Source organism: Streptomyces avidinii (assembly GCF_014650695.1).
Taxonomy (GTDB): domain Bacteria; phylum Actinomycetota; class Actinomycetes; order Streptomycetales; family Streptomycetaceae; genus Streptomyces; species Streptomyces avidinii.
Window position 1 is genome coordinate 549,468 of sequence record NZ_BMVL01000005.1, and the last position, 14,103, is coordinate 563,570.

At 73.3% G+C, this 14,103-nt stretch carries 13 protein-coding genes and 1 pseudogene; 6 read left to right on the top strand and 8 right to left on the bottom strand.

Annotation, left to right across the window (positions count from 1 at the left end):
- Positions 1-13 precede the first annotated feature (13 nt).
- The 6 genes from IE257_RS16230 to IE257_RS16255 all read right to left on the bottom strand — a co-directional run bounded on the left by IE257_RS16230 (position 14) and on the right by IE257_RS16255 (position 7,354).
- Positions 14-151: a SapB/AmfS family lanthipeptide gene (locus IE257_RS16230; protein ID WP_030389872.1), complete on the bottom strand. Its 138-nt coding sequence runs from the start codon at positions 149-151 to the stop codon at positions 14-16.
- Complete coding sequence (lanKC, locus tag IE257_RS16235; protein ID WP_189969119.1) at positions 148-2,862, bottom strand: class III lanthionine synthetase LanKC; 2,715 nt, start codon at positions 2,860-2,862, stop codon at positions 148-150. Before lanKC ends, IE257_RS16230 begins: the two co-directional genes overlap by 4 nt.
- 126 nt (positions 2,863-2,988) lie before the next feature.
- Positions 2,989-4,263, bottom strand: coding sequence for a TerD family protein (locus IE257_RS16240; RefSeq protein WP_189969121.1), 1,275 nt, complete (start codon positions 4,261-4,263; stop codon positions 2,989-2,991).
- 129 nt (positions 4,264-4,392) lie between these two features.
- The gene (locus IE257_RS16245; RefSeq protein ID WP_189969123.1) at positions 4,393-4,605 is read right to left on the bottom strand and encodes a hypothetical protein; all 213 of its coding nucleotides are present in this window, start codon (positions 4,603-4,605) and stop codon (positions 4,393-4,395) included.
- A 189-nt stretch (positions 4,606-4,794) separates the two neighbouring features.
- On the bottom strand, positions 4,795-6,948 hold the full coding sequence (locus IE257_RS16250) for a CHAT domain-containing protein (RefSeq protein WP_189969125.1): 2,154 nt from the start codon (positions 6,946-6,948) through the stop codon (positions 4,795-4,797).
- A gap of 10 nt (positions 6,949-6,958) precedes the next feature.
- Positions 6,959-7,354, bottom strand: a complete 396-nt coding sequence (locus IE257_RS16255) for a hypothetical protein (protein ID WP_189969126.1) — start codon at positions 7,352-7,354, stop codon at positions 6,959-6,961.
- Between the two features lie 281 nt (positions 7,355-7,635).
- Here IE257_RS16255 and IE257_RS16260 point away from each other — a divergent pair, with 281 nt between their 5' ends.
- Both IE257_RS16260 and IE257_RS16265 read left to right on the top strand, forming a co-directional pair.
- Entirely contained in the window at positions 7,636-7,788 is a 153-nt protein-coding gene (locus tag IE257_RS16260) for a hypothetical protein (protein WP_189969129.1), read from the top strand.
- Positions 7,789-7,907: 119 nt separating this feature from the next.
- Positions 7,908-9,389: a UDP-N-acetylmuramoyl-L-alanyl-D-glutamate--2,6-diaminopimelate ligase gene (locus tag IE257_RS16265; protein WP_189969131.1), complete on the top strand. Its 1,482-nt coding sequence runs from the start codon at positions 7,908-7,910 to the stop codon at positions 9,387-9,389.
- Here the strand turns inward: IE257_RS16265 and IE257_RS16270 are convergent.
- Positions 9,386-10,084 carry a TetR/AcrR family transcriptional regulator C-terminal domain-containing protein gene (locus IE257_RS16270; RefSeq protein WP_189969133.1) on the bottom strand — a complete coding sequence of 233 codons (699 nt, stop codon included), beginning with the start codon at positions 10,082-10,084 and terminating at the stop codon, positions 9,386-9,388. The two genes, IE257_RS16265 and IE257_RS16270, sit on opposite strands and share 4 nt — an antisense overlap.
- Positions 10,085-10,220: 136 nt before the next feature.
- Between IE257_RS16270 and IE257_RS16275 the strand changes: the two genes are divergently transcribed.
- Positions 10,221-10,952, top strand: coding sequence for a DUF4386 domain-containing protein (locus IE257_RS16275; protein ID WP_189969135.1), 732 nt, complete (start codon positions 10,221-10,223; stop codon positions 10,950-10,952).
- A gap of 6 nt (positions 10,953-10,958) precedes the next feature.
- Here the strand turns inward: IE257_RS16275 and IE257_RS16280 are convergent, their stop codons facing one another.
- A complete protein-coding gene (locus tag IE257_RS16280) occupies positions 10,959-12,050 on the bottom strand; it encodes a polyprenyl synthetase family protein (RefSeq protein WP_189969137.1) in 1,092 nt (363 codons plus the stop codon).
- A 228-nt stretch (positions 12,051-12,278) separates the two neighbouring features.
- Here IE257_RS16280 and IE257_RS16285 point away from each other — a divergent pair.
- From IE257_RS16285 to IE257_RS16295, 3 genes and pseudogenes are all read left to right on the top strand, one after another.
- Positions 12,279-12,569: pseudogene (locus IE257_RS16285) on the top strand (Clp protease/crotonase-like domain-containing protein); the annotation flags it as partial.
- Positions 12,570-12,746: 177 nt separating this feature from the next.
- Complete coding sequence (locus IE257_RS16290; protein WP_229920399.1) at positions 12,747-13,262, top strand: RNA polymerase sigma factor; 516 nt, start codon at positions 12,747-12,749, stop codon at positions 13,260-13,262.
- Positions 13,259-14,092, top strand: coding sequence for a zf-HC2 domain-containing protein (locus IE257_RS16295; RefSeq protein WP_189969141.1), 834 nt, complete (start codon positions 13,259-13,261; stop codon positions 14,090-14,092). Before IE257_RS16290 ends, IE257_RS16295 begins: the two co-directional genes overlap by 4 nt.
- The last annotated feature ends 11 nt before the right edge of the window (positions 14,093-14,103 follow it).

Sequence of the window (14,103 nt, forward strand, 5' to 3'; positions counted from 1 at the left end):
CGGGAGGACCTGATCAGTTACAGGTCGTGATGCTCAGGCTGCTGTCACCGCAGAGGAGCAGGCTGGCGCGGCTGCCGCCACCCCCACCGTGCGCGGCCTCGGTGGTCTCTTCCTTCGGGGTGTCCATCGACTGCAGGTCGAGAAGCGTCATGTCCGTTTCCTCTTCACTGTGGTGTTCCGATGGGTCACGGCCCCCGCGAGGGGGACCGGCTCTGGGGCCGCCGCGGCCGACCGCGGCGGCGGGAGGAACGGCAGGTGCGCGCGCCCGCCGGGCGCGGCGCTGCCGAGGGCGAGGAGAGCGCCGGCCGTGCCCGTGGACAGGTCCATGGACAGGCGCATCATCTGCTCGCCGGGGAAGGCCAGGAAGCCTTGGTACGGGACCGCGTGGCGGGCCAGGGCCTCCACCTGCCGGGCGATGTCCTCCGGGGCGGAGCCCGGGCCCGGCGTCGTGGTCCGCGCCAGGTGCAGGATCATGCCGGCCGCGCCTCGGAACAGACCGGGCTGCGCGTAGAAGGTCGCCTGGGCGGCGCGGACGATCTCCGGCCGGGCCCGTTCGAAGCGGTCGTCCCGTGCGTGCTCCAGCCAGTCGTCCAGCACCATGCCGATCCCCACGCTGCCGCCGCCGAGGTAGGGCATCGTGCGCCATCCCTCGTCGACCTGCAGGGTGCCGAAGACGCTGGTCACGCAGCGGTCGAGATCGCGGTGCAGCGCCCGGCCGGCCCGGAGCAGGAACTCCTGGTCGCCGGTGCGCTCGTAGAGCCGCAGGTGGAGCAGTGCGGGTCCGCTGTGACCGTGGAGCAGACCGGCCCGTTTCGTCCCGGCGGAGCCGGAGCCGGAGCCGGAGCCGGAGCCGGAGGTCGGACCCGCGGTCTCCGCGAGGAGGTCGGCGCAGCGCAGGGCGGCGGCGCCGAGCTCCGCCTCGCCGGTGGTCCGGCCCAGGGAGTCCAGGGCCAGCCCGATGCCGGCGAGTCCGCCGTGCAGGTCGGGTCCGGCCGACTCCCACGGCTGGCCCAGCAGTTGCTCGGCGAGCGCGAGCGCGCGGTCCCGGTGCCCCAGACGCTCCAGGGTCCATGCGAGACCGGCGAGACCGTCGTAGAAGCCCAGCGGCATACCGGAGGCCGGCTCCTTCGTCCGGGCCAGCAGCCACTCCTCGGCCTCGGGCCACGGGTCGGCGCCGGTCTCGGCCAGCGCGTACAGCACACCGGCCGCTCCGTGGCCGAAACAGGTTCCGCCGCCCGCGGCCGCGAACTGGGCCGGATCCCCGGGAAAGAGGCGGTCCTCGCGGTCGAAGGTGGCGCTCGCCCGCAGCGCGGCCGTCATCGAGGCACGGGCGGCTTCCCCGTCGCCCGGCTCGACGGGCAGGTAGGGGCGGCGGAGCAGCACCCCACGACCCCCGGCACCGGCACCGGCGCTGGCCCCGGCACCGGCCGCGTCGGCCCCTTCGGCACCGGCGAGGATCTCCCGTACCGCCTCGTCCAGGAACGCACGGGGTACGGGGAACTGCCGGGCGGCGATGTCCGCGAGGTGCGCCGCCTTCGCCCGGTCCATCACCAGCAGGCTGGTCAGCGGCAGGAACAGGGCCAGGCGCAGACAGGCCAGGGCGTACCGGTCGACGGCGAATCCGCGCCGGTCGGCCGGGGCGACGAACGCCGGGTTGGCGACCGTCTGGCGGAGGTTCTCGTCGGCGTGGGCGGCGGCCTCGAAGTCGAGCAGTGCGACCGACGGTTCGCCGGTCTCCTCGTCCTCCGCGACCATGATGTTGAACAGGTGCAGGTCGTTGAAGACGATGCCGCGGGCGTGCACCGCCCGGACGGCCTCCGTCACCCGCCGGTGGACGTCCAGCGCCCACCGGGTGTATTCGGCGAGTTCCGCAGGGTCCGGGTCCGCCTCGATCAGCGGGTGCCGGCGGGCGAAGTAGGTGTTGAGGGGCTTGCCCTCCAGGTGCTGCATCACCAGGAAGTGGTGGTCGCCGACGGTGAAGGTGCCGTGCACCGAGGGCACGCAGTCCAGCCCGGCCAGTTGCTCCAGGGCCATGCGTTCGCGGTGCAGCCGGGTCACGGCGTCCGCCCCGTCGGCGGCCAGCCCCGCGAAGGGGCGTCCCTCCTTGAGGACGACCGGTTCGCCGGTGCGGACGTCCCGGCCGGCGTAGACCCCGCCGCCGTTGGAGAAGTGCAGGGCACGTTCGACCGTGTACGGAAGACCTGCGAGGGTGACGGCGGCCCGCCGGTCCAGATGGGGGGCCAGGAACGCGGGCAAGTCGACCCACTCCGGCGGCTGGAACACCGGACCACGGGCATCCGGAACGAGCCGGCCGTCCGGGGCCTCGATCGCCGGGACCAGCTCGCCGCGGTCGTCGTAGCAGTGCCGCAGGGTGAAACTGCCGTAACGCAGGTGCACGGGCCCGTCGTTCCAGCGCAGGTCGCTCAGGATGTACGGGCCGGGCTCGCCGGTGAGCAGCGCGTCGAGCTCCTGGGCGATCGACCGGCACTGCGCCTCGTCCGCCGGGTACACGGTGAGGAACTTGCCGCTCGCCGCACGGTCGGCGTACTTCGCGTTGCGCAGGTGCAGCAGGTACCGGCTCGGCACGAACTTGAACGCGATCCGGCGGTCCACGCAGTAGCGGTGGACCCGTTCGAGGACGGACTCGGCATTGTCCAGGCACGCCGAGACGTGGATCTTCCAGCCCTGGGAGGGCAGCCGGGCGTCCAGGGGCCGCAGCGCCAGCCAGTCCCCGCTGCGGTGTGTCTGCCACCCCGCCGGTACGGGGGCGAGCGCGGCCGGATAGCTCTCCTCGGCCCGCCGGTACGGCGCGTCGTAGAACCAGCGGTCGGCGTCGCAGAAGGCGGCGTACCCCTTGTTCACTCCTGCTCCCTCGGTCGGTGACGTCCCAACGCTGTCACGCGGTGCGAGGGCCGCGACAGTCACGGCTGTCACCGATGGGGTGTGCAGTACGCACGAGTCAACAAGCCCCGTACCGGGGCGGGCGGGTCAGTCCTTGCTCGCCGGCTGCCAGCCCATACCCCACCCGTACTCGAGGTCGGCGGCCTGCTGCTTGAGGATGCCGGGCGCCAGCAGGAGGTACTTGGCCTCACGCCGGACGATCAGTTCCCCCCGCACGTTCTCGATCAGGGCGATCGCGGCGACCGGGGAGGGAACGGTGCACTCGTCGAGGAGCACCTCGATCGGCGGACCGGCGGGCGGGTACAAGGTGGCGACGCCGCGCAGGCCCGCGAAGCCGGTGGCTCCGGAGTAGACGACCACGAACACCAGGAGCCGCTTGATCTCGGCCGCGTGATCGAGGTTGATCATGAGGTTCTCGCCGGCCTCGCTCGCACCGGTCCGGTCGTCGTGGTCCAGCTGGACGTAGGGCGGCTGGTCGAACGAGCCGAACTGGTTGTTGATGGGGTGGACGATCCCCTTCGTTCCGTTCTGGAGCTCCCAGAGGCAGGAGAGGTCGAGGTCGACGTCCTCCAGCCGGACGGCGTCCCTTCCCTTCCTCATCCAGCCGCGTGGTGGCTGGGCGGTGCTCCATGTGAGATTGACCCGCATGCGCCCGGTGGTGGCCCCCTGCTTGGTCAAGGAGACCGCGGGCGCCGCCTTCGTCAAAGTGATCTTCGACAGCTGCACCGGCCGGGCCGGCGCGGGCACCACGGGTGCAGGTGCAGGTGCAGGTGCAGGTGCAGGTGCGGGTGCGGGCGGCAGGGCTACGGGCACCACAGGCGCGGGCGCAGGCGGGGCGGGATCGTCGACCGTGATCCCGAAATCGGTGGCGAGCCCCGCGAGGCCCGAGGCGTAACCCTGCCCCACCGCACGGAACTTCCATGCACCGCCCCGCCGGTACAGCTCCCCGAGCACCAGCGCGGTCTCCGTCGTGGCGCCCGTGGCGTCGAACCGCGCCGTCTCGGCGCCGCTCTGCGCGTCCAGCACGCGTACGAAGAGGCCGGACACCTGGGCGAACGTGCCGTCGGTGGAAGCCGCGAGCACGACGGTCCCGATCTCCTGCTCCACCGCGGTCAGTGCGACCCCGATCGTCTCGATCGCTCCGGTGCCGTCCTGGCGCCTCCCCTCGTGGCGCACGGCTCCACTGCGGTGGACGGGCTGGTTGTAGAAGACGAAGTCGTCGTCCGACCGCACCTTGCCGGCCGCCGTCAGCAGCAGGGCCGACACATCCACATCGGGCGCTCCGGGACCGCCCCGCCAACCCAGTTCCACCCGGACCGTGTCACTCGGCACCGGTACGTTGGCACCCTTCAGCAAGGACATGTGGGTCCCCCTTCCGAGACGTCTCCCACCCCCGCAGCGTACGAGGATCGGACGCGCCTGCCGCCCCGAAGACGGCGATTGCCTCTGCTCCGGGGGAAGTTGCGGGGGCAGCTCGGTGTACCCGGCGCCTCAGGCCTCGCGGTCCATGACGCGGCGGGCGGCCTCGGCCTCCGCAGCCGGCGGAGACAGTTCATCGAGGGTGTCGAGCTCGTCGTCCGAGGCCAGCTCCCGCTCCCAGGCCGCCGCGAGTCGCTCCTGCTCCTCGCGCGACCGGCTCGTCACGGCTTCCCGTCGGTGCGGTTCCAGCACCGCGAGGAAACGCCCGACCGCATCCGTCGGCATGCCGTACTCCTTCTTGCTGTGGGGGAGGGGCAGCGGCGGTCGCGATGCCGTGCCCGGCCCAGAATGGCGAACCGGCCCGTCGCCGGCGGCCCGACACGGCGGGCCGCCGTCCTGAACTTCAACTTCACTCACCCGAACCCGGTGCCGCCGCGCGGCCGGCCGGACGGCGTCGGGCAGCGGTCGTCCGGATCAGCCCCGGCCGATGAAGGCGAGGCCGGCCGCCCCGGGGCGCAGGTCCGGCGGGAGCGCCAGGTGGGCCTGGCGCAGGGCCTGCGGCAGGGGCACGCCGCGGCGCAGGTGCCGGTCGTAGGTGTCGGCCAGCAGGCGTCCGGCCAGTTCGTCGTCGATGGCCCAGAGACCGCCGACGACCTGCGAGGCACCGGCCACCAGGCAGGACAGCGCGGCGGCCGTGGTATCGGCGCGCTCGGTGGACTTGGCAGACCAGCAGCAGCCGAGGACGACCACCCGGGGCAGTCCGAGCCGCAGCAGAGCGGCCGGCGAGGAGGGGCCGTCGGGCAGCAGCATGCGGTACTCGAAGCCGTCGTTCTGCGTGCCGTGCACGCTGACGGTGAGAATGTCGTACGGGGCCGCCTCCAGCGCGTCGTGGAGCTCGGCCAGCGAGTGCACCCGGGTGAAGCGGATGTGCCCCTGGGCGGCCAGCTGCTCCAGGGCCCGGGCTTCGAGGCGGGAGCCTTTGAGCTCGGTCTCATCGAAGATCCCGATCACCCGGGGCACGACGACCGCCGGGGCGGGCCGGGTGCGCAGCGCCGCGCCCGCGGACATGCTGATCGTCAGGTCCGCGGCGCCGTCCGGCGCCAGCTCGTTCCAGGGCATCGCCCACGTGACCGAGTCGGGCACCACGAGGATGCGGGCGCCCGCGGCATCGGGATCGACGTCGGCGAAGAACAGGCGGGAGATCCGCCGGACGGCCTCGGCGGGGGCGTCCTCGGAGTCCTCGCCCAGGCACTGGGCCAGCGCCTTGCCGTCGGCCGCCGATACGTGGGTGCGCCGCACGAGCGGTACCGGGTGCGAGGGACGGAGCGTCACGACCGTCAGGCAGTGCTCACCGACTTCCGCACCGGTGACGTTCACCCAGAGCACGTGATGCCCGGGGAGGGCGTGCGTGATCTCGGCCGGCGTCACCGGTGCCGTGGTCCGCGCCAGGAAGTCCACGAGGGTCATGTCCGCGCGGGCGTCGGTGTCGTAGGCGCCGCTGTCCTGGGGGCGGCCGACGGCGGTGCCGCCCCGGAACTCGCCCAGGAAGTCGGCGAGTTCGGCGACGATCTCCGCGTCGTGGCCCGCCTCGTGGAGATCGACGGCCCTCATCAGCAGGCCCGTGAGGAGCAGCTCGACGTCGGTGACGGTGCGGGCGGCGAAGAGATCGTCGGCGCAGAGCCGGGACAGGCACTCCCGGAGGGCGTTCGCCGAGGGCAGCAGACCGCCCTGCACCCGCGCCGCCTCGGCGAACAGGCGCATCGCCGACCTGAAGGGGCCGGCGGGCAGCTCCTCGGCGCTCTGCCCGTACCATCCCGACGCCCCCACGTGGTCGCCCCGCAGGGCGGCCTCGGAGGCGCGGGCCATGGCGCTGTCATGCGGCGTGGTGCTCGCCAGGGCGGAGGCCACCAGCTGATGGGCACGGTCCTTCGGGCCGATCGCGGCAGCCGCCCGCGAGAACTCCCGCTCCGCCGCCAGCCCCTCGTCGACCCGGCCGCCGGCGATCAGCACGCGGGAGCGGTAGTAGGTGACGAGGGCCCGGTAGCCGGGTGTGTCGGCGGCCGCAGCCAGCGCCTCCACCGCGACCCGGAGGCGTTCGGCGTTGCCCGTCGTGTGCGCGGCGTAGGCGACGGCGCCCAGGATCTTCGCGCGGCGGATCCGCCGGCCGCTGCGGCCCACCTCGTGGAGCAGCGCGCGCAGGACGGCGTCGACCGTGAGGGATCCGAGGACGTACAGCTGCTGCCGGCTGGAGATCGCGGACACCAGGTACAGGATCGTCCGGTCCGGCCCTCCCGGCGCCAGCTCGGCGGCGATCCGGCGGCATTGCTCGGCTTCCTGCGCACGGCCCAGTTCCTCGAAGTGCCCGCCGGTCTCGTCCAGGAGCGACGCCAGGAGGCGCCGGGTGAGCGGCTTGGGCGAGGCGCGGGCGTAGTGCTGATCGACGGTCTCGACGATGTGGTCGAGTCCGACCGAGTACACCGGACGCCGGTCCAGCACCTGGTAGAGCCTGGTGATGGCCCGGACGTCGGTGGCGTCGACGTCCTCCAGGTCGGTCACCAGGTCCACTTCCAGGTGGCGGCGGACCGCGGTGACGACCAGCGACTCGAAACGGCTGCGCCAGGTGCCCATGGCGTGGCGGTCAGACGGCGTCGGTGTCGGTGTCGCGGAGGGCGGCCCGGTCGACGTTCTGCGCGGGAAGGATCGTCCGCTGGAGCAGTCGCTCGATCTCCTCCACGGTAGCCTCCCCGTCGAAGCGGATCTGGCCGTGCGGGCCGATGGCCTCGACGTACATCCTGGCGCGGTCGTCCGGGCGGCCGGCCCGCCGCCGGGACGCGAGCGAGCGGATGGCTCCGGCCAGGTAGGCGATGGTCTGCGGGGCCTGCAGCAGGGCGATGACCGTCGCGGTCCCCGTGATGAAGTCCCCGTCGAGCCCCCACTGGGAGCTGCGCCGGCCGCGGGTCGGCGTGGCGTGCCCCTCGGCGACCAGGAGCTCCGCGAGCTCACCGGGAACGCTCATCTTGATGGTGTCGCTCATGTACGCCCTTTCACCGAGCGGGCCCGTCCGCACCGCTCAAGGTCCGGGGTCGATCCCTCAACTCGCCTGTCCCCGTGCAGTATGGCCCGGCGGCCGTCCTGCCATCCGGCATTCCGGGATTCCCGTTCCGCTTCCCCGGCCGGCCGGGGAGCCGTCGCCCGCACCGCCCGCACCGCCCGCACCGCCCGCACCGGGAGAGACGCCTGGGCCTTCACTTCCGGATCCTGTCGGCCGAGCCCGGGGCGATCCCCGGGCCGCCCTGCGGGCCGTACACTCGGCCCATGGGTCGCACACGTTCCTCGAGGCAGTGCCTGCAGCAGGCCGCCTTCGGGATGCGCCCGACCGCCGGGGTCGCGACCCTCGTCGACCCGGCCGGCACGGCCCTCGCCGTAGCGCCCAAGACGCGCCGTACGGCTCTGCACGGCCACGGCTAGCGCTTCGCGCCTCCGTCTCCTCCGCTCCACATCACCACAGCAGCTTCCCGGCATGCCGCCGGCGCTGCCGCCTGGCTACGGCCGCACGCCCGGGCCCGAGCCCCCTCGAAGGGATCATTGTGAAGCTGAGCGCATTGCTGGCCGGGCAGGAGCACCACGTTCTCCAGGGTGATCCGGACACGACGCTGATCACCGCGGGAACCACCTTCGACGCCGACCGGGTGACGCCGGGCTCGCTCTTCATCGCCGTACCCGGGCACCGGGAAGGCGGCCCCGGCGCCGTCTCGCCCGCGCTGGCCCGGGGCGCCGCCGCCGTACTCGTCGACGGCCGTGAACCCGACCTGCCGGCCGCGGCATGGCCCCCGGGCACCTGCACCGTGCGGGTCCCCGACACGCGGACGGCCGCCGCGGTGGTGAGCTCCCGCTACTTCGGCGAGCCCGGGCGGCACATGGACATGGTGGCGATCACCGGTACCAACGGGAAGACCTCCGTCTCGTACATGGTCGAGTCCGTCCTGCGGATCGCCGAGGGCTCCAGCGTGGGGGTGATCGGAACCGCCGGGAGCCGGATCGGCGACGAGCCGATCCCCATGCCGCCATCGGTGCTGACCACACCGGAATCTCCCGACCTGCAGTACCTGCTGGGGTGCATGCGCGACCGCGGAGCCGCCGGCGTGGTGCTGGAGGCCACCTCGATGGCACTGCTGACGCACCGGATCGACCGGACGTTCATCGACGTCGGGGTCTTCACCAACCTCACGCAGGACCATCTGGACGACCACGGGACGATGGCGGACTACCGGGACGCCAAGCTGCGGCTCTTCCAGGGCCTGTGCCGGCGTGCGGTGGTCAACGTCGACGACCCGGTGGGCGCGGGCATCGTGTCGATGATGCCGGGGGCGGTGACCACGTACGCCCTGGACCGTCCGGCCGACTACCGGGCCACCGACCTCGTGGTGACGGCCTCGGGCACGCGGTTCACCCTCCATCACGACGGACGCGCCTACCCGGCCTCGATTCCCGTCCCCGGCCGCTTCTCGGTGGCCAACGCGCTGGCTACCGTGGCGGCCTGCCACGTGCTGGGGCACGAGCTGGGCGCCCTGGTCGACGCGCTCGACCGGATGCCGCCGGTCCCGGGCCGGCTGGAACGCTTCCGGACCCCGCTGGGCACGTCGGTGATCGTGGACTACGCCCACTCGCCGGACTCCCTGGACAAGGTCCTGACCACCATCCGGGGCTTCGCCCGCGGCCGGGTGATCACGGTCTTCGGCTGCGGCGGGGACCGCGACACCTCCAAGCGGGTCGAGATGGGCCGGATCGCCGGGACCCATTCCGACCTCTGCGTCCTGACCTCGGACAACCCCCGCAACGAGGATCCCGAGGCCATTCTGGACCAGGTGGCCCCCGGCCTCACGGCGACCGGCACCCCCTTCCGGCGCTACGCCGACCGCCGCCGGGCGATCGCCTTCGCCCTGTCCGCGGCGGGCCCCGACGACACGGTCCTGATCGCCGGCAAGGGCAGCGAACCGCACCAGATCGTCGGCGAAAAGCTGCTCCCCTTCAGCGATATGGCCACGGTGCGCGAGCTGGCCCAGATCTAGGGGGTGGAGTTCCAGCCCTGCGCGTGGAGACGCTCGAATCCGTCGAGGAGGAGGTCCAGCGCGAATGCGAACTCGAACGCGTCGTCGCAGCCCGGGCCGATGACGGAACCCCGGTCGTGGGCCACCGATCGGGCCAGTTCGGTGACGTGGGGGTAGCGCCGGGCCATCTCCTCGTACGCGGCCGCCTGCGCCCGCTCGTCCTGCGGTGCGGTGCTCGCCGGGTCGTCGAACAGCTCCTCGGTGAAGCCCAGCACCCGGCTGCCGAGGGCGTGCATCACGTGGTGGGTGAGGTCGAGGGAGAAGCCGCCGGCCCGGAACATCGCGATCACGGAGTCCAGGTAGGCGAGTACGGCCGGGGTCGGGCCGCTGCGTGAACGGATCACCTGGGCCGCCCAGGTGTGTGCGAGGAGGGCGCCGCGCGCGCCGAGGATCCGCCCGCGGACCGCGCTCTTCCAGTCGGATCCGGGGGCCCGGCCCCCGATCCCGGCGACGACGACCTCCACCATGCCGTCCAGCAACTCCTCCTTGCTGGCCACGTGCTTGTAGAGCGCCATCGGTACGACGCCCAGCTCCTGGGCGAGTCGGCGCATGCTCAGCGCCTCGATGCCGGAGCCGTCGGCGAAGGCGACGGCGGCGCGCAGCACCCGGTCCCGGCTCAGGGGGGTCCGGCGTGGTTCCTGCGGCTGCTCGGGCATGTGGGCTTCTCCCTCGATCCGTTCCCGGGACGGCGGCGCGGGTGCATCCCGCCTTGACGAGTGTACGGCGTACACCTAGGGTGAGCGGCAGCTGCCAGGTGTACGCCGTACACCTTTTGAGGGGGGTCCGTTCCGCATGAGCTCAACCAGGAGAACCGCGGTCGTCGCGGGAGTGCTGTTCCTCGTCACCGAGGTCGCCGCGATCGGCGGCCTCGCGCTCTACCGTCCCGTCCTGCACGACGCCGCGTACGTCATCGGTCCCGGCGCCGACACACGGGTGTTCCTGGGGGCGTTGTGCGAATTCGTACTCGCCCTGGCGGTCACGGGCACCGGGGCCGTGCTGTACCCGGTCCTGCGGAAGCGGAACGAAGGGGCCGCCGTCGGCTACGTCTGCGGCCGCCTGCTGGAGGCCGCCGTCATCGTCATGGGCATCATCGGCGTGCTGTCGGTCGTGACCCTCAGGAGGCAGGCCGAGGGCGCGGCGGGCGCCGACGGCGCCTCCCTGGTCACGGCCGGCCGTGCGCTGGTGGCCTTCCACGACTGGACGTTCCTGTTCGGGCCGAACTTCGTGCTGGGCGCCAACACCCTGGTGCTGGCCGCCCTGATGTACACCGCGCGGCTCGTGCCGCGGTACATCGCGGTCCTCGGACTGGTCGGCGGGGCGATGATCTGCGCCTCGGCGACGGCCGTGCTGTTCGGGATCTACGAGCAGGTCTCGGTGGCGGGGTCGCTGGCCGCCCTGCCCGTGTTCGCCTGGGAGGTGACCCTGGCCGTCCGGCTGCTCCGCAAGGGCTTCGACGAGGGCGCCGACGAAGGCGCGGGCACCTTCGCCGACGAACGCGTCGGCGAAGGTGCCCGCGTCGGGTGACCGTTCTCAGGACATTCGGGCCACGTGCCACAGCGGCAGGCTCCGGAAGAACTCCACCGCCTCCTCCCGCCAGTACGGCCCCCAGGACGCGGCCTCGGCGGAGGCTTCCTCCGCGTACCGCCGGATCTCCGCCTTGAGCCGCCGGTCCACGCCGGCGCCGCGGGCGATCTCCCTGATCCGGCCGAGAGTGGCCTGCGGGCAGTCGGGATCGCCGAGCGCGGCCTCGACGAGGGCCGCCTCGGCCCCGGTCGCGGCGGCCAGGAGCGCGCGGACCGCGTAGGTGCGGCGGCCCGAGCGGATGTCGGCCCCGGTGGACTTCGCCTCGTCCGCCGGGTCGTCGCCGAACGGGCCGAAGAGGTCGAGGAAGTCGTCGCGCATCTGCTCGCCGATGCCCACCAGCCTGGCGTACCGGTGCAGTCGGGCACGGTGCGGCGCCGGGTCCCCGCCCGCGGCCAGCAGACCCATCGTGAGTGGCGCGAGGATCGAGTAGCGCGCGCTCTTGAAGTCCGTGACGGTGTGCAGGAACTCCTCGTCGGGCAGCGCGTGCGAGTCCCGCTCCAGGTCGGCGAGCTGCCCGGCGACCGTCTCCGCCGCGGTCCGGGTGTGCACGGCGAGCAGCGCCTGGCGCAGCTCGGCGGGAGCCTCGGCCTCCAGCAGGACCTGGGTGGACAGGAACGCGGCGAGGTCCCCGGCGAGTATCGCGAGCCCGAGGGCCGTGGCACCGTGGTCGGGGAACTCCCGGCGGTAGGCGTAGTACGTCGAGGGCCCGCCGCGGCGCAGCGGCGCGTCGTCGATGATGTCGTCGTGGACGAGCCCGTGCGTCTGGAGCAGTTCGATGCTCAGTGCCGCCTCCGCGAGCCCCGGCACCTCGTCGGTGGTGACCAGCCGGGCCGCCTCGTACAGCAGGACGACCCGCAGCCGCTTGCCGCCGCGCATGGAGAACTCCCGCAGGAGCTCCAGGCACCGGGGAACGTACCGGCTCGGCACCGGCACGTCGAAGCGCTCGCCGAGGCCGTCGAAGTACTGCTCGAAGCGGGAGTCGAAGCGCGTCCGGTGCAGGGCGGCGCGTTCGAGGGCGGCGGTGACGTTGGCATGCATGAAGATCAGTATCCCTACGACTGCGGGCGGCGGAGCATGGAGAGGTGACGGGCCGGGTCCCACAATGGAGGCCGGCGAGCGGGAGGGGTGCGGTATGGCGGACGAACAGGCCTCGGTGCGGGTGGAGCGGGACGGCCCCGTGTACACGGTGATCCTGAGCAGGTCGGGGGTGCGCAATGCCGTGGACGGCCCGACGGCCGAGCGACTGGCCGACGCGTTCCGGGCGTTCGTCCGGTCGGCGCGACCGAGGCGCACGGGATCGGACTGGCCAACCGGCTGGTCCCCACGGGCCGGTCGCGGACGGCGGCGGAGGAACTGGCCCGCGAGATCGCCGGGTTCCCGCAGATCTGCCTGCGCCACGACCGGTTGTCCGTCCTGGAGCAGCACGGACTGCCCGAGGCCGAGGCCCTGGCGGGGGAGCACCGGCACGGCCTGGTGCCACTGGAAGCGGGCGAAACGCAGGCGGGCGCGGGCCGGTTCGCCTCGGGTGCCGGTCGGCACGGCTCGTTCGGGCAGTGACCGGCGAGCCGCGGCGCCACCCGTAGCCGCCCAGGGGCTGTACCACGGCCCACCCGTGGTGTGACCCGGATCACCTCCTGGGGAAAACCTGCTGCCCCGGCCGCACGTCTAGCAGGTGTGAAACGGGTTGGGGCGGCAGCGCCGCAGGAACTGGACGAGGAACGTCTCCTACGACGGGTGGCCCGGGGAGACCGGGCCGCCTTCGAGGAGCTGTACCGGCGCACGTCGCCGTGGCTGGCGGTGCGGCTGCGCCGCCGCTGCGCCGACCAGCAGATCGTCGCCGAGGTCATGCAGGAGACTTACCTCGCGGTGTGGCGGGCCGCCGGCTCCTTCGCCGGGACCGGGAGCGGGAGTGGGACCGGCGGAACGGCCGTCGGCTGGCTCTGGACCATCGCCGCCCGCCGCCTCGTCGACGCGTTCCGGCGCAGGGCCCACCACGCGCAGCCGCCGCCCGCCGCCGCCCCGTACCCCGTCGCGCCCGCAGCCGAGGAGGAGGCGCTGGTCGCCACCGTCGGCGGTGACGTCGGGGACGCGCTGCGGCGCCTCGCGCCGGAGCTCAGGGACGTACTGCAGGCCATGGTGCTCGACGGACTCTCCGTCCGTGAGACCGCGGTCCTCCTCGGACTGCCCGAAGGAACGGTCAAGACCCGCGCCCGCCGGGCCCGGACGGCTATGCGGGAGGCGCTGGCATGAACGTGGAACACGCGTCGGCACGGCTGATCGACGGTTACGCGCGCGGCGGGACGGATCTCGCCGCCGACGAGCTCTGGGCCCTGGAGGCCCACCTGGAGGGGTGCCGGGTCTGCCGTGACCGGCTCTCGGACGCCGTCACGGCCGGGGCGCCCGCCGTGGCCGCCCTGACCGAGGCCGTCTGGTCCGACCTCGAACACCACATCGCCACCGCCCCCCAGGCGCCGCCGCGCCGGCTGCTGGCACGGCTGTCGGCCTGGACCACACCCGCCATGACGCCGTGGCTCGCCATGGTCCTGGCCGTCACCCTGCTCGCCCTGCTGCTCGACCTGACGGGGCCCGGCTCCGGAGTCGGTTCCGGCTCCGGCCGGGTGTCCCTGATGCTGCTGCTCGCCCCGGTCCTGCCCGTGTGCGGAGTGGCGGCCTCGTGGTCGCGCGCCCTGGACCCGGCGTACGAGCTGACGTCCTCCACCCCGAGGGCCGGGCTGCAACTCGTGCTGCGGCGCACCGCCTCCGTACTCGCCGTGGTGATCCCCGCACTGCTGGCGGGGGGATGGGCGACGGGGGTGACGGCCGCTCAATGGCTGCTCCCCTGCCTGGCCTTCACCTCGGCGACCCTGGCGCTCGGCGGGGTCATCGGCGTGTCCCGCGCCGCCGCCGTACTGGTGGCCGCGTGGGCGGCGGTGGTGGTGGCGCCGACCCTGGCCACCAGCCGGACGGCCGTCGCCCTCGGGACGGACGGCATGCCGGTGTGGGGGGCGGTCCTCGCGCTCGGCGTCGCCGTCGTGATCGTCCGCAGGGGCGCCTACACCACGCCGGGAGCCCACCGTTGAACCCGTCGAAG